General features: G+C 66.8%; 14 protein-coding genes and 2 pseudogenes. 4 read left to right on the top strand and 12 right to left on the bottom strand.

What is annotated here, in order from left to right:
* Nucleotides 1-5: 5 nt before the first annotated feature.
* The 3 genes from MKAN_RS25345 (at nt 6) to MKAN_RS33135 (ending at nt 1,565) form a co-directional block, all read left to right on the top strand.
* Nucleotides 6-545: a GNAT family N-acetyltransferase gene (locus MKAN_RS25345; protein WP_023373095.1), complete on the top strand. Its 540-nt coding sequence runs from the start codon at nt 6-8 to the stop codon at nt 543-545.
* Nucleotides 546-995: 450 nt separating this feature from the next.
* Nucleotides 996-1,133, top strand: a complete 138-nt coding sequence (locus MKAN_RS33140) for a hypothetical protein (RefSeq protein WP_225722809.1) — start codon at nt 996-998, stop codon at nt 1,131-1,133.
* A gap of 63 nt (nt 1,134-1,196) precedes the next feature.
* Nucleotides 1,197-1,565, top strand: coding sequence for a hypothetical protein (locus tag MKAN_RS33135; RefSeq protein ID WP_225722808.1), 369 nt, complete (start codon nt 1,197-1,199; stop codon nt 1,563-1,565).
* Nucleotide 1,566: 1 nt separating this feature from the next.
* Here MKAN_RS33135 and MKAN_RS32290 read toward each other — a convergent pair.
* The 8 genes and pseudogenes from MKAN_RS32290 to MKAN_RS25305 form a co-directional block, all read right to left on the bottom strand.
* Nucleotides 1,567-1,935 (bottom strand): annotated as a pseudogene (locus tag MKAN_RS32290) (PIN domain-containing protein).
* Nucleotides 1,932-2,155: pseudogene (locus MKAN_RS30030) on the bottom strand (antitoxin). Before MKAN_RS30030 ends, MKAN_RS32290 begins: the two co-directional pseudogenes overlap by 4 nt.
* Nucleotides 2,156-2,171: 16 nt before the next feature.
* Complete coding sequence (locus MKAN_RS25330) at nt 2,172-5,012, bottom strand: aminotransferase class I/II-fold pyridoxal phosphate-dependent enzyme (protein ID WP_023373082.1); 2,841 nt, start codon at nt 5,010-5,012, stop codon at nt 2,172-2,174.
* Nucleotides 5,013-5,349: 337 nt separating this feature from the next.
* Complete coding sequence (locus MKAN_RS25325; protein ID WP_023373080.1) at nt 5,350-5,832, bottom strand: GreA/GreB family elongation factor; 483 nt, start codon at nt 5,830-5,832, stop codon at nt 5,350-5,352.
* Nucleotides 5,822-6,301, bottom strand: a complete 480-nt coding sequence (locus MKAN_RS25320; RefSeq protein ID WP_036391450.1) for a GreA/GreB family elongation factor — start codon at nt 6,299-6,301, stop codon at nt 5,822-5,824. Before MKAN_RS25320 ends, MKAN_RS25325 begins: the two co-directional genes overlap by 11 nt.
* Nucleotides 6,302-6,427: 126 nt before the next feature.
* Nucleotides 6,428-7,693: an NAD(P)/FAD-dependent oxidoreductase gene (locus MKAN_RS25315; RefSeq protein ID WP_023373076.1), complete on the bottom strand. Its 1,266-nt coding sequence runs from the start codon at nt 7,691-7,693 to the stop codon at nt 6,428-6,430.
* A 123-nt stretch (nt 7,694-7,816) separates the two neighbouring features.
* The gene (locus tag MKAN_RS25310) at nt 7,817-8,455 is read right to left on the bottom strand and encodes an Rv1733c family protein (RefSeq protein ID WP_023373074.1); all 639 of its coding nucleotides are present in this window, start codon (nt 8,453-8,455) and stop codon (nt 7,817-7,819) included.
* 114 nt (nt 8,456-8,569) lie between these two features.
* Nucleotides 8,570-10,105 (bottom strand): PucR family transcriptional regulator, encoded by a 1,536-nt coding sequence (locus MKAN_RS25305; RefSeq protein ID WP_023373072.1) that lies wholly within the window; start codon nt 10,103-10,105, stop codon nt 8,570-8,572.
* Between the two features lie 87 nt (nt 10,106-10,192).
* Here MKAN_RS25305 and MKAN_RS25300 point away from each other — a divergent pair, with 87 nt between their 5' ends.
* Complete coding sequence (locus MKAN_RS25300) at nt 10,193-11,668, top strand: dihydrolipoyl dehydrogenase family protein (protein ID WP_023373070.1); 1,476 nt, start codon at nt 10,193-10,195, stop codon at nt 11,666-11,668.
* A 24-nt stretch (nt 11,669-11,692) separates the two neighbouring features.
* Here the strand turns inward: MKAN_RS25300 and MKAN_RS25295 are convergent, their stop codons facing one another.
* Genes MKAN_RS25295 through MKAN_RS25280 form a run of 4 tightly spaced genes read right to left on the bottom strand, consistent with a single transcriptional unit; the run spans nt 11,693 to nt 14,321 of the window.
* Entirely contained in the window at nt 11,693-12,100 is a 408-nt protein-coding gene (locus MKAN_RS25295; RefSeq protein ID WP_023373068.1) for a hypothetical protein, read from the bottom strand.
* Nucleotides 12,097-12,621, bottom strand: a complete 525-nt coding sequence (gene nusB, locus MKAN_RS25290) for a transcription antitermination factor NusB (RefSeq protein WP_023373066.1) — start codon at nt 12,619-12,621, stop codon at nt 12,097-12,099. Before nusB ends, MKAN_RS25295 begins: the two co-directional genes overlap by 4 nt.
* A gap of 2 nt (nt 12,622-12,623) precedes the next feature.
* Nucleotides 12,624-13,187, bottom strand: coding sequence for an elongation factor P (gene efp, locus MKAN_RS25285; RefSeq protein WP_023373064.1), 564 nt, complete (start codon nt 13,185-13,187; stop codon nt 12,624-12,626).
* A gap of 15 nt (nt 13,188-13,202) precedes the next feature.
* Nucleotides 13,203-14,321 (bottom strand): M24 family metallopeptidase, encoded by a 1,119-nt coding sequence (locus tag MKAN_RS25280; RefSeq protein ID WP_023373061.1) that lies wholly within the window; start codon nt 14,319-14,321, stop codon nt 13,203-13,205.
* Nucleotides 14,322-14,332: the final 11 nt, after the last annotated feature.

The following is a 14,332-nucleotide window of genomic DNA, read 5'->3' as shown; positions in this document are numbered from 1 at the left end:
GCGTCATGGCCCGGTTCCCGTCCGAATACCTCGAAGGCTCACGACTGCTGCTGCGCCCACCCGTGCTCGACGACGCCGAGGCGTTGTTCGACGGGATTGCCCACGATCCCGAGGTAACCCGCTACCTGTTGTGGACGCCGCATCCCGATGTCGGCGAGACGCGACGGGTAATCACCGAGCATTTCAACGTCGGCGACGACGAGCGGACCTGGCTGCTCGTGCCCCGTGACAGCGGCGACATCGTCGGCCTGATCAGCTGCCGAAGCCGGGCGCGCCACTCCGTCGAAATCGGCTACTGTCTGGGCCGGCGTTGGTGGGGTCTCGGTCTGATGTCTGAAGCGCTGGGTGTGCTGCTGGCCGAGCTGGCTGCCGACCCCCGCGTGTACCGTGTCTGGGCCACCTGTCACGTCGACAACACGCGCTCGGCGCGGTTACTGCAGCGGGCCGGTTTCGTGTTCGAGGGCCGGCTGCGCCGCCACTCCGTCTACCCGAACCTCGGGCCCGAACCGCACGACAGCCTGCTCTACGCCAAGATCCTGCGCTGAGCGCGAAGCCTGGGCGGCCAGTGTGAAACCTGAGCGGCCAGTGTGAGACCTGGGCGGCCAGTGTGAAACCTGGGCGGCCAGTGTGAGACCTGGGCGGCCAGTGTGAAACCTGGGCGGAAACCGGCGAAAATTCGCGCCCTCAGCGCACATTCAAAGCCACACTTGCACACTCAAGCGGAGTCGTCGGCGCCGCATGACGCCTGACACCTCTAACCCGTTGAGCTGCTGATCGCCGCCAACCCCGACACCGGTTCCCGAAGCGGGACTTCGCAGCTCGGTTCTGTGGCCGCGGACCAAGGCGCTGTATTGCCATCGGCTCGACATCGCCCACTGCCCCGCCGACTCCGTCATCATCGACCGCGTCGAGCTGCGCGAGTCCAGCCGCCGCGGCGGGGCCATCGACGTTGTCGCGGCGCCGCCCCGGATAACCAATCCCAACTGGTGCACACCATGGCCCGTGGGCGTCAGTTTTGGCAGAACGCCAAGACCCGCAAGCAGTCCCGGCCGGGTGTGCGCACCCTGACAGCACGTGCCGCCGACATCCCGGAACTCGACGTCATCGTCGACGCTCACGAACGCTATCCCTAACCTTTGCCGACCAACCCGCGCGGGCAGCTCATCACGCCAGCCGGGCGAAAAGCACTGTCGGACTTGTCTTCTCACCTACTCAACGGCCAGGTGGAATACCAACTCACCGAACTGGCTGCACTACCGCGTGCCGTCGTCATCGTCGAGGAGCGGTATTCGGAGATCTTCGCGATGAGCTATGCGCGCCCGGCAGCGGTCGCCGACGGGCTTGCCGAGTTACAGATCAGCTTGCCGGCGGGTGCCGATCGTGTGCTGACACACCTACCGCTATTTCGCCGCAGCACGCAGCAGAGGTTTTCGAGCCGACTCCGGCCACACCCGAGCCCAGTCGTGCCGACCTGCGCGCGTGGGCGAAAACCGTGGGCCTGGAAGTGCCCGACCGCGGCTGCGCCCGGAGATTCGCATGCCTGGCATGACAGGCATCGCAGTTGAGCTACAGCATCGCGATCACTCCGGCCGATGCCGAATCGGCGAGTGCGGCATCGAAGGTGATCAGCCCGCCCCCCATATCGGGTGGCCAGGGCAATCAAGTGACGGTCTGCAACGAGGCCATGAGTCGACACAACTCCGCGATCGCCGTCCACACCGACCACCAAGGGCACGTCGTCGGGCCAAAACTCGTGTCCTGGAAGGCTGCTTAGCGCCTCCAGTTGCGCGACACCCGTCGACACCTGAGTCAGCCTGCGATTGCTCGAAATGCGAACAAAACAGATCTCGGTGACGGGCGTCGTAGCCCATCCTTTCGACGGTGGTTTCGCCAGCCCCACGCGATCAGCACATTGACACCGAGCAGTGCTGTCACACGTCTTTCTCGAGGGCGCGGGCGACATCTTCAGCGGTGATGGTCGGCGCATCCGGAGACATCGAATACCGGGAGTCCATCGACCACAACGATCCACCACCGGCCGCGGCGACCTACGCGCCAGCTCAGAAATGACCGCACCCACCGACCGATCCGCTGCCCGTGCGATGCTACGCGCATCTTCTAGGACATCGTCTTCAATATCCAAGGCGATGCGCAGTGCATCACGTCGCGTCTCACGCGTCCTCGGCGATAGCCCCCACGACACCGTCGCCGTTCAGAGCCGAGGCGTCCGGCGGCACTTCGAACGACGGCAGCGCGGCTCCGGCCGAGGCAATCGCGTTGCGCGCGGCCTCCATCCGCTTCAGCGCAGCGTCGGTGAACACCGACAACCCGAGTTCGTGGTTGTAGCCGTGGATTTCCTTGACGTCGAGCTGGGCCAGGAAGTAGACGATCTCCTTGGACACCACCTGGCCGGGCACCAGCACCGGAAAGCCCGGCGGGTAGGGCACCACAAACGTCGTCGACACCAGTGTCCGTCCCTCGGCCAGCCGCCGCCCGGCCATGCCGATCTGCACGTACTCGCGGTCGGACTCTTCATAACCGGCGTAGAAGGCCGACCGGGTGTCGCCGTAGACACTGTTGTCGTCGGGGCGGAAGGCCACGTCGAACTCGCTGAAATCGGGTAGGTGCGGCAGATCCTGGGTGATCTCCTCGACGCGGCGCTGGTGCAGCGCCCAGTCGGCGGCGCTGGCCGCCTTCTGGGTCCGGTCGAAGTCGGTGGCAATCCGGCGCAGCACGTCGAGCAGATAGTGCACGCTCGACCATGTCACGCCGATGGTGAAGATCAGCAGCACACTGTTGATCGAGGTCTTGTTGATCTGGATGCCGAACCGCTCCATCAGGATCTTCTCGCGGAAGTCGTAGCCGTTCATCCCCGTCGCACCGATGAACAGGGTGACCCGGGTGGCGTCCAGCACAAACTGGTCGGAGCGCCACGCCTCGTTCCATTCGGCCAGCGCGCCCTGCCGGACCTGCCGGTAGGAGCTGACCGAGGAGGCCCGGTATTCTTCGGGCACCAGGTCGGATTCGTCGAGGATGCGGAACCACCTGCTGATCAGCCGGTCCTTGCGGACCCGATGCCGAAAGACCAGCGCCATGTCGTAGACCTGGCGGACCAATTGGAATCCCTCGATGTCGACCTGCCGGCGCGCCAGGTCCAGCGAGGCCAGCAGTTGCTGGTTCGGCGATGTCGAGGTGTGGGTCAAGAACGCCTCACCGAACGCGTCCCGGGCCAGTGCGTTGAAGTCCTGATCGCGGACGTGGATCATCGACGCCTGCCGCAGCGCCGACAACGACTTGTGGGTGGAGTGCGTCGCATACACCCTTACCCGCGCGCGAGCAGGGTCGGGCAGCAGCCGGCGATCCAGCCACTCCGACCGGTCGACCCCTTGCATCGACGCCGACCATTGCCGGTATTCCTTGGCGTATTCGTCCGACGCCAGCATCTCTTCGAGGTGCTCGGCAGCCACCATCGCGGTCCGCTGCCGCGCCCACGGCACGGCGGTGGCGAATGCGTACCAGGCTTCGTCCCACAGGAAGCAGATGTCCGGCTTGATCGCCAGCACCTCCTCCATGACCCGCCGCGGGTTGTAGACGACGCCGTCGAAGGTGCAGTTGGTCAACAGCAGCATGCGGACCTTGTGCAGCTGCCCGGCCGCTTCCAGGTCCAGCAGCGCCTTCTTGATGGTGCGCAACGACACCGCACCGTAGATGGCGAACTGAGGCAGCGGATAGGCGTCCAGGTACAGCGGATACGCGCCCGCCAGTACCAGCCCGTAGTGGTGCGACTTGTGACAGTTGCGGTCGATCAGCACGATGTCGCCGGGGCGGGTCAGCGACTGGACGACGATCTTGTTGGCCGTCGACGTTCCGTTGGTGACGAAGTAGGTGTGGTTGGCGTTCCAGGTGACCGCGGCCTTGTCCATCGCCTTCTTGATGTTGCCGTGCGGGTCCAGCAACGAGTCCAGGCCGCCGGAGGTGGTCGAGGTCTCGGCCATGAAGATGTTGCGGCCGTAGAACTCGCCCATGTCCTGCAGCGACTTGGAGTTGAAGATGCTGGCGCCGCGCGCGACCGGCAGCGCGTGGAATTGGCCGACGGGTGCGGCCGCGTAGGCCCGCAGCGCGTCGAAAAACGGTGTGGCGAAACGGTTCCGCAGCCCGGCGAGCACCGTGCTGTGCAGGTCGGTCACGTCGTTGAGCCGGTAGAACGTCCGGTCGTAGACGTCGGGCTCGTCGCCATCGCCCGCCGCGATCGACTCGTCGGTGAGCAGGTAGAGGTCGATGTGTGGCCGCAGCTCTCTGATCCACTCGCCACATTCGATCCAGTCGTGCGGACGATCGGGAATGACCATCGCGCCGTCGGCGTCATTGGGCCCCAGCAGCGTGTTCATCAGCGGCAACCGGTCACGGGAGCGCAGCGGCAGGTCGTGGCGGATGATGGCGGCCTGGATCTCGCCGTTGAGCGCGACCGCGGTGATCGCGTCCTCGACGCTGGGGGCCACCAGGATCTCGAACTGGACATCGTCGGCGGGGTTGCGCAGCGCCCGCAGGCACTCGGCCAGGCTCTCCGGCGCCGTGGGCGGCGCGTCGTCGGCGAGCAACACCGTGTAGAACTGCTGCTGTTTGGCCTGGGCCACCAGCTCCTGGTCGGCCAGCGGCGCGGAGATGTCGAACAACGCTGTGCGGTCGCCGTATTCGCTGAGCAGGCGCACCGCCAGCGACACCTCTTCGGTGAGCCGCACGGTGGACTTGCTCTCCAGGTGAGCACGGAAGGTCGCCAGGTTCTCCGCGCCGGGATACAGCCAGTACCGCTCGTAGGCGCCGATGCGGTCCATCAGCCGCTTGACCTTGGCCATGTCGTGGGTGATGTCCAGCCCGGCAAGGTCCACCTCGGCCAGGTGCCGGCATGCGTCGTCGAGCAGGTTCCACGTGTCGATGCGTGCATACGACGGGTTGGCGACTGCCGCGAGCGCGGAGACACGAAGTCGTCGGGGGCGGGAACTGTCTCGATACATGTCGTCACCTGTTCTTGTGGTGCGGTAGCGCCATTCAGTGCAACTGGTAATTATCGCGCGCAGGACGGAAATGACGGAAATGACGGAAATACGGGCCGGTACGAACACGCCGGCAGTTCGACGGTGTCCGAATGCGGCAGCGCATGCCGCGAGGTTACGCCGTCGGCCCGACCGCCGGCAGAGGTGTTCCTGCCAGGCGAGTCCACGAATCAAATCCCGAGGCCACGGTAGTCCCCGCGGCGTGACCGCCGCCGCCCGGCGGATCCCCGGTGCTCGCGTGCCGGAGTATCGTAATCACCTGAGTTGTAGGCTGTTTGGCGACGACGATATTCCTGCTTCAGGTGGCCCCGGCCATGTGGACGCCGTATGGGACGGCGCTCACGAGCGTGACCGTCAAGTTGGCGCCACCGGGCAGGGTGAAGCTGCGTTGCTCACCGGGGATCGCGCCGATGACCGCGGCGCCCAGCGGTGAGCGGGGCGAGTAGACCTCCACGTCGCAGTGCTCGGCGCCGCGGGCACCCAGCAGGAATGTCTCGGTGTCGCCCGTGTCGTGGTAGCGGACCGTCAAAACCATGCCGGGTTCGGCGATCCCGTCGTCGGGCGGGTCCTCGCCGACGTCGGCCCTGACCAACAGGTCGTGAATCCGGCGAATCCGTGTTTGCCACGCTCGCTGCACATCAGGGGCGCTGTTGTCGAAATCGCTGTCGGCCGGTTCGCGGGCACTCCGCTGACGCAGGTCAGCGAGCTTGCGCTGCAGCCGTTCATATGCCTGCGACGAGATCCAATCACGTTGTCCGCCAGGCTGTTTCTTAATTTCCATCTCGCCTCGCCCGACCGTCGCGATAGGGCACCGCCTCGATCAGCGTCACCACCAGGTCCGCTCCCTGCGGAATCGAGTACACCCGCTGTTCTCCCAGACGTGCGCCGGTGATCGCCCGGCCCAGCGGCGACAGCGTGGAGTAGACCGGGATGTCGGCGTTCTGGGCGCCACGCCTGCCCAGCAGGAAAGTCTCGGTCTGACCCGTGGCCTCGTAGCTGATGGTGACGACCATGCCCGGCTGGGCGATGACGTCGCCGCCGGTGTCGACGCCCACGATCGCACTGCTGAGCAACTGCTCGATCTCGCGGATGCGCGCCTTTCGGGCGCAATAGCGCGCGATGACATTCGCGTGGTAATCGAGGAAGTCGTCCGGGGCTTCGACGGCGTGCTGCGAGCGCAGCGCGATGAGCTCGGAAAGCAGTCGACTGTGATCCTGTTGAGTCATCCGAATGCGTTCAGTAGTGGTCATTTCCGGTGGTGTTCTTCCTTTGGTAGAGGTCGGGGGTGTCGGGGGTTGTCGTCAGGGGCGGGCCGCGGCGGGGCAACCGCCCCTGACGACTCGGGGCCCGTAGTGGGCAAGACGTGATCTGGTGCGCTAGCGGCCGGTTCTGCGCAACGGATCGAACTCGCGTAGGGCTTGGGGTTGCTTGCCGGTGGTGATCTGCTCGGCCAGCAGCCGACCGGTCACCGGTCCGTGCGCCAGTCCCCACATGCCGTGGCCGCCGGCCACGAAGACGCCCGGGGACACCGCACCGATGACGGGACGGCCGTCGGCAGCGATCGGTCGCGCGCCCACCCACACGTTGCTGCGTTCGGCCCATCGCACGCCATCCAGCAGCGGACCGGCCGAGGCCACAATGGTCGCCACCCGTTGGGGCATGACCGGGGCGTGCGGGTGGCGAAATTCCATGGTGCCCGAAACACGCATCGCGCCGTGGTGCGGCGTAGCCGCGACCCGCACGCTCGGCAGGTAGATGGGCCAGGGCATCGGGCGCTCGACCGGCACGGTGAACGAGTAACCGCGACCGGCCCGCACCGGTACGCCCAGCCGGTGGCCGGCCAGTTGCGGCAATTGTGCGCCGGTGGCGATCACGGCGGCTTCGGTAATCAGCGGTGCGCCGCGGCGCGGCCGCACCGCAATACCGTTGGCCGCGTTGACAATTTCGGCTACTTCCAGCGTGCGCAGCGTCGCCCCGCGGTTCACCACCGCGCGACCCAGAGCCGTCACGAAGCGGGCCGGGTCGACGAAACGCTGTCCGTTGACGCTGAGCCCGACCCGGATCGCCCGGGACGCCAGCGGCACTTGCTCCCGCAGCGCCGCACTCGTCAATACCGTGATATCCATTGTCTGGCCTGCCTTTCCGAGCTCCTGCAGGTCCTCCTGGAATTGTTTTGCCGCGGCGGTGGAGTCGAACACCGCGGTGATGGGTGCATCGGTCACCGGTGCGTCGACCCCGTTGGCTATGAGCACGTCAAAAGCTTCGATGCAGTCCTCGTTGAGGATTGCGTTGGCGCGCACCGCGCGCTGCCAGGATGATCGCCGGCAGTGACCGGCGAATCGCACCAGGAACATCCCGAGGCCCATGTCGGCGGTCAACGGAATGTGTAGTGGGGCTTTCGAGTCGAGCAGGGAACGTAATCCATAGCGCAGCACTGCCGGCGAGTTGAGCGGCAGCGCCAGTCCCGGCGCAATCCACCCGGCGTTGCCGCCGGAAGCGCCGGCGCCCACGCCGTCGCGATCCACCACCGTGACATCGACGCCACGCTCCTGAAGGAACCATGCCGTCGACAATCCGACGATCCCGGCACCGACGACAACCACGGAACGAGGCCCACCGTCAATCCGCTCGACGCCGGCCATCACACACCTCCATGAACTGAACTCCTGCTTGGTATTTCCTATGCTGCGCGGAACGGGCGCCGCGGTGCTTGGCTTAGCCGGCCAATCACGCGAAAGGCCATTGTGGTTCTGCGACAACACCCCTCAACGAGGTGCGGCCCTCGGACCGATCCCGCGACAGCTCCTTGCGGACGGCTGCAATCGGCCGGCGCTTGCGCGGTCGGCAACCGTCCAGACGCCGGCCAGCAGGACGGCTGTCACGGCGGAAATCATCAGCCACGCCGACAATCCGGCCGCCACCGCATCGTCCAGCGCGGTCCTGAGTGGCGGGCCGGCGTGGTAACCATTCTCATCTACCCAGATATCAACGGAATCACCGGCTTTCACGCCCCGCGGCGCATCCACGGGACCCGCGTGCTCGACTCCCCCGACAACCCAGCGGGCCGGCACGCTGACCGTCTGCGGATCGGCAAGCTCTTGATGGCCGGCCTTGTCACCGGTGACCACCGCGGTGACCGACTGACGGGTTTGCGCCTGCTCGGCGTAGAAACGGCTACGGGATTCGTGCTCTTTGGTGCCCAGGGCGACAGCGATCGGCAGGCCGGCCAGTACCACCACAGCGACCCACATCGCAAGCAGCATCTGGAATCCGCGGGTGGTAGGCATACGGGATAGCCACGCCACAAGCGGGTGCGGCCGGCGCAGCGTGTTGATGTCCATCGAGGCGTCGTCGCCTGATGTGCGGCCGGTGCGTCGGCGCCGGTCGGAACACGGGGTGGTCATCGGACATTCCTATCGACGGGTGTGCCGGAGGCTGACATCCTCCAGGGTGGCGTCGACAGGCGCCGCACTGTTTGCCGAAGTTCGACAACCCGGCCGTCGCGTGTTGTCGGGTTACTACAGCGCCTCGTCAGGATCAGTGGCCGCCAGCTCGATCGTCATGGCCAACCGCTTCTTGGCGTCGTCCAGAGACAAGGTGGTGATCTCGGCCATCTTCCGCAGCCGGTAGCGCACGGTGTTCTCGTGCACCCCCAGACGCTCACCGGCCCGCGCCGGGTCGCCCTGCTCCTCCAGCCAGGCCCGCAGCGTGGGCACGTACTCGGTGGCGTTGGCTCGGTCGTGGCGGCGCAACTCGGCCACCGGCCCACGGTCTGGCAACCGGCCGGACCTGGCCGCGGTGCGCAACCGTTGCAGCAGGATGTCATCCCAGGACTGGTCGTATGCCGGTGGGGCGGCGCTGTCCGGGCACAGCTGGTGCAGCGCCAGACACTCGTCGGCCTCCTGACGCGCCGCGACGAGGTCGGCCACCTCGGCCGGTCCGCTGATGCCGGCCCACACCCGCATCCCCTCGGGCAGGGCCGCCCGGACACCACTGACCCAGCGGCGCGCCGCTGCCGTCTGATCGCCGGGCAGCACGGTGTAGACGGTGTTGCCCGCCAACGCGCTGCGGCCCGGCCGTGACCAACCGAACCCCGTGGTTGCCCGCTCGAAAGCCAACAGCAGCGCGGCATCACGGTCGGCACCGACGAACGCCCGCAACGCAATCACCCGCAGCGCACCGCGCGGCAATCCCAGCCTGCTGGCGACGGTGGCGGCGTCAATGGTGCCCTCCAGCAGCTGAATCACCAGTTCGGATTCGACCTGGCGCTCCAAGTCGGCGCTGGCTCGAGACCGCAGCAGATGCAAGGCCACGGTATGCGCGCCGTCGGTCAACGCGGTGCGCTCGGCGCCGCTCAGCGGAGCCGAACACGCCACCCATACCGACCCCAGGACTTCGCGTCCGGAACGCACGGCCACCACCATGCGCCCGGTCAGGCCGTGTTCGCCATCTGCGGCAACGTAGAGCGGATCCTCGGACGTGGCCAGGTGAGCCGAAACTCCGTGCTCGTCCAAGAGCACGCGCAGCTGCTCCGGCGTCTGGCGCCCCAGGATGGTGGCGACCCGCGCGGGATCGGCGCCTTGCTGCAGCCGCGAGTACGCCAGTACCCGCAACAGCCGATCTTCGATGGTCACCGCTCCACCGGTGGCCTCGGCCAAGCTGTCGGCCAGCGCGAACAGATCCGTGGGACCACGACCGGACTCCGTCTCGCGGCCCTCCAACACCAGCCCGTAGACAACCGCGGCGACCTCGCTCCAGGACAGCGACTCGTCGAGCACCATGACCGCTCCCGCTTCGAGGTCGCCCTGCGACGTGATGGGCCGTTCGCCGTCACGCATCAACACCACCACAGCCCGGGCCGACGCCGCCCACTGAACCGCTTCCCGGACGGAACTCGCGCCGATCGCCAGCAACACATCTCCGACTAGCGGACGGGTCGCGGCTGCCTCGTGGATCACCACACTGCGCAATTCCGTCGACCTGGGTAACGACGACCACCGCAGCCGGACCCCGTAACCACCCAACACATTCACCAAGCGGTCCAACGTGATCACGAGCCGCTCCCAAAATCCGAACTGTTCACCCAGCGTAATTCGGAATCGAGCGGATCCCGAAAATGGCCTGCACATAGGATTTCGGCCATGGCGGCCGACCAACAGGAACAGACATACGACCAGACATTCGACGTAGTGGTGCTTGGGGCGGGTCCGGTGGGCCAGAATGTCGCGGACCGCGCACGGGCGGCCGGCCTGGACGTCGCAGTGGTCGAACGTGAGCTCGTAGGGGGCGAGTGTTCGTATTGGGCCTGCGTGCCCAGCAAGTCGCTGCTGCGTCCAGTCCTCGCGGTTTCTGACGTCCGCCGGGTCGACGGGGCGCGCGAGGCGGTCACCGGTTCGATAGACCCGGCCGGTGTCTTCGGCCGCCGCGACCGCTATGTGAACGACTGGGACGACACCAGCCGGGTCGACTGGGTGGCCGGGATCGGAGCGACGCTGGTCCGTGGACATGGACGGTTGGACGGTCCGCGACGAGTAGTCGTCACCACACCCAGCGGAAGGGAGGTGGTGCTGGCCGTCCGGCACGCGGTTGTCATCTGCACCGGAAGCCGGTCCGCGATCCCCGACTTGCCCGGCCTGGCCGAAGCTCGACCCTGGACCAACCGCGAAGCCAACGACAGTAGCGATGTCCCGAACCGGCTCGCAGTTGTCGGGGCCGGCGGAGTGGGTGTCGAAATGGCAACGGCCTGGCAAGGATTGGGCTCAAAGGTGACCTTGCTGGCCAGAGGCTCGCGCCTACTGCCACGGATGGAGCCTTTTGTGGGAGAGCTTGTCGGCAGAGGTCTGGCGGAGGCTGGTGTGGACGTGCGCACGGGTGTGACAGTCCGCGAACTCAGCCGGGCATACCCCTACTGCCCGCTGGCGCTCGCCTTGACCGACGGCACCGAGCTCGAGGTCGACGAAATACTGTTTGCCACCGGCCGAAAGCCCCTCACCGACCACATCGGCTTGGAAACAGTCGGATTGACCCCCGGCAGCTGGCTCGATGTCGACGACACCTGCTGCGTGCGCGCCGTCGACGATGGTTGGCTCTACGCGGCCGGCGATGTCAATCACCGTGCGCTGCTGACCCATCAGGGCAAATACCAAGCGCGCATAGCCGGTGCGGCTATCGGCGCCCGTGCGGCGGGCACGCCGCTGGACACCGCGCCGTGGGGCGTTCATGCGACCACCGCAGACCATCACGCCGTGCCGCAGGCCCTCTTCACCGACCCCGAAGTCGCCGCGGTCGGGCTCACGGAGGAACAGGCGGTGCAGGCCGGGCACCGGATCAAGACCATCGATGTCGAAATCGGAGACGTCGTCATGGGAGCCAAGCTCTATGCCGACGGGTACACGGGCCGGGCGCGGATGGTGGTCGACGTCGATCGCGGCCACCTGCTCGGCGTGACCATGGTCGGCCCGGGTGTCACTGAGCTTTTGCACTCGGCCACCATCGCCGTCGCCGGCCAGGTGCCCATCGACCGGTTGTGGCACGCCGTGCCGTGCTTCCCGACCGTCAGCGAATTATGGCTGAGACTTCTTGAGGCCTACCGCGATTCGTTTTTCGTGGTCGTTTAGGAGCCGCGCCGAAATCCGGTGGGGTCAGCCGTCCACCTCGTCGTCGCTGTCGATGATCCGCCGGTTACCCAACGTGCTGTCGACCCAGCGCAGCATCGGAAGCTGCGGGAATTGCGGAAATTCCCAGCGCCGAGCGGGCAGGTCGGTGACGTCGCCGAGAGATCGCACGACCGCCTGAGTCAGGCCCATGATGGCCGCCATCACCGGCAGCAGCGGCTGCAGCGGCTTCGCGGCCGAGCGGACCGTGCTGATGCGGCGGGCCAGGATCAGGCGCTCGATGCTGTGATACAGCCAGGCGCCCACGCCCAGCGCATAGATCGACAGCGCCGAGGCGACGATGGCCCAGCCGTAGGCAGCGCAGATCACAGCGCCCAGCACCACCGCCGCGGCCATCCAGGCGGCGATCACGACACGCAATTCGAGTCTGCTCATGAACACGATCCTTGGTTTTCCGGCAGGCGTTCCGCATCTCCAGGTACCGCCTGGCGGACCGCGTGAGCGGCCGCGCGGATCTGCGGCGTCACCAGCATGACTTGGCCCAGCACTCCGTTGACGAAGCCGGGCGACTCGTCGGTGGACAGTTCCTTGGCCAGCTCGACGGCCTCGTCGACGGCTACCGGTTCGGGGACGTCGTCGGCATGCAGCAATTCCCACACCGAGACCCGCAGAATGGCGCGATCCACCGCGGGCAGCCGATCCAGCGTCCAGCCCTGCAGATGCGCGGCGATCAGATCATCGATGTGGGCGGCATCCTCACTGACGCCGCGCGCCACCGCGGCCGTGTAGGGATGCAACGGCGCGACTTCCGGCTTGGCTGCCGCTAGTGCGGTACGGGACTCGACCACCTCGAGCGGGCTCATGCCCCGCGCCTCGGCCTCGAACAACACGTCCACCGCCCGCTTGCGGGCCTGATGGCGTCCTTTAACCGGCTTGCCCGGTTTTCCCTCGGGCATGCTCAGGCGTTGACCCTGCCCAGGTAGCTGCCGTCGCGCGAATCGACCTTCAGCTTGTCCCCGGTGTTGATGAACAGCGGCACCTGGATCTGGGCGCCGGTCTCCAGCGTGGCCGGCTTGGTGCCGGCGCTGGACCGGTCACCCTGCAGGCCCGGCTCGGTGTGGGTGACTTCGAGCTCGACGGTCACCGGCAGCTCGATGTACAGTGGCGCCCCGTCGTGGAAGGCCACCTGTACCGGCATGCCCTCCAACAGAAACCGCGCGGCGTCGCCGACCAGGGACTCCGGCAGCGGGTGCTGCTCGTAGTCCTGGCTGTCCATGAACACGAAGTCCGAGCCGTCGCGGTACAGGTAGGTGGTGTCGCGGCGGTCCACGGTGGCGGTCTCCACCTTCACCCCGGCGTTGTAGGTCTTGTCGACGACCTTGCCCGACAGCACGTTCTTGAGCTTGGTGCGCACGAATGCCGGGCCCTTGCCCGGCTTGACGTGCTGAAACTCGACGATCTGCCACAGCTGCCCATCGATATTCAGGACAAGTCCGTTCTTGAAGTCAGCGGTGGTCGCCACGGTCTGCTAAATCTCCTACAAAATGGCCAGTTCCTTGGGGAACCGGGTCAACAATTCCGGGGTCTGTCCGGCGCTTTCTGAGGCGCCGGGCGTCTCAGAGGGCACCACCAATGTGTCCTCGATGCGGACACCGCCGCGGCCGGGTAGATAGACGCCGGGCTCCACGGTCACCACGGAGCCCGCAAGTAGTGTACCGGCGGATGTCGCCCCGATGCCCGGCGCTTCGTGTATCTGCAGGCCAACGCCGTGTCCCAGACCGTGGCCGAAATTGTCGCCGTAGCCCGCGTCGGTGATCAACTGGCGCGCCGCGGCGTCGACCTCACGCAGCTCGGCACCCGGGCGCAATGCCTCGCGACCGGCCTGTTGCGCCCGGGAAACCAGCTGGTAGAGCTCCAGCTGCCAGTCGGCCGCCTTACCCAGCACGAAGGTGCGGGTCATGTCGGAGTGATAGCCGGCGACCAGGGCACCGAAGTCGATCTTGACGAAGTCGCCCGTGGCCAGCACCGCGTCGGTGGGCCGGTGGTGCGGGATGGCCGAATTCGGTCCGGCCGCCACGATCGTCTCGAACGACACCGCGTCGGCGCCGTGATCGAACATCAACCCTTCCAGGTCGCGGGCCACCTCCCGCTCGGTGCGTCCCGGGCGCAGACCGCCGCGCCGCACCAGGTCGGTCAGCGCGGCGTCGGCCGCTTCGCAGGCCAGCCGCAGCAATGCGAGCTCACCGGCATCCTTGACCTCCCGCAGCGTCTCCACCGTCCCGGAAGCCCGGACCAGCTCGGTGCCGGTGTCCTGCAGGCCGGCCGTCAGGGCATCCAAACCGTCCACGGTGACGACATGGCTCTCGAAACCCAGCCTGCCGACGCCGCATTCGGCCGCCCGGCAGCTCAAGTGACGGCCGAGCGCCCGCTCGATGACAACCTCGAGGTCGGGGGCCTGCTGCGCGGCCTGAGTACGGTACCGGCCGTCGGTGGCCAGCACCGCTTCGCGTTCGTCGGCGAACACCAGCAACGCGCCGTTGGACCCGCTGAAACCGGATAGATATCGGACATTTATCAGGTCGGTGACCAGCATCGCATCCAGTCCGGCGGCACCAATTTTGGCTTTGAGGTTGTGTCGACGCTGGGAATGTGTCACGACCGTTGACG

The organism is Mycobacterium kansasii ATCC 12478, assembly GCF_000157895.3.
Classification (GTDB): domain Bacteria; phylum Actinomycetota; class Actinomycetes; order Mycobacteriales; family Mycobacteriaceae; genus Mycobacterium; species Mycobacterium kansasii.
The sequence above is the reverse complement of the archived record's forward strand: the minus strand, read 5'-3'. Positions and strand labels throughout refer to the sequence as shown.

Coding starts and splice junctions, on each gene's coding strand:
- MKAN_RS25320 (WP_036391450.1), bottom strand. CDS start 6,301: ATGACCACTACTGAACGCATTCGGATGACTCAACAGGATCACAGTCGA.
- MKAN_RS25310 (WP_023373074.1), bottom strand. CDS start 8,455: ATGACCACCCCGTGTTCCGACCGGCGCCGACGCACCGGCCGCACATCA.
- MKAN_RS25330 (WP_023373082.1), bottom strand. CDS start 5,012: ATGTATCGAGACAGTTCCCGCCCCCGACGACTTCGTGTCTCCGCGCTC.
- MKAN_RS33140 (WP_225722809.1), top strand. CDS start 996: ATGGCCCGTGGGCGTCAGTTTTGGCAGAACGCCAAGACCCGCAAGCAG.
- MKAN_RS25295 (WP_023373068.1), bottom strand. CDS start 12,100: ATGAGCAGACTCGAATTGCGTGTCGTGATCGCCGCCTGGATGGCCGCG.
- MKAN_RS25325 (WP_023373080.1), bottom strand. CDS start 5,832: ATGGAAATTAAGAAACAGCCTGGCGGACAACGTGATTGGATCTCGTCG.
- MKAN_RS25345 (WP_023373095.1), top strand. CDS start 6: ATGGCCCGGTTCCCGTCCGAATACCTCGAAGGCTCACGACTGCTGCTG.
- nusB (WP_023373066.1), bottom strand. CDS start 12,621: ATGCCCGAGGGAAAACCGGGCAAGCCGGTTAAAGGACGCCATCAGGCC.
- MKAN_RS25315 (WP_023373076.1), bottom strand. CDS start 7,693: ATGGCCGGCGTCGAGCGGATTGACGGTGGGCCTCGTTCCGTGGTTGTC.
- MKAN_RS25300 (WP_023373070.1), top strand. CDS start 10,193: ATGGCGGCCGACCAACAGGAACAGACATACGACCAGACATTCGACGTA.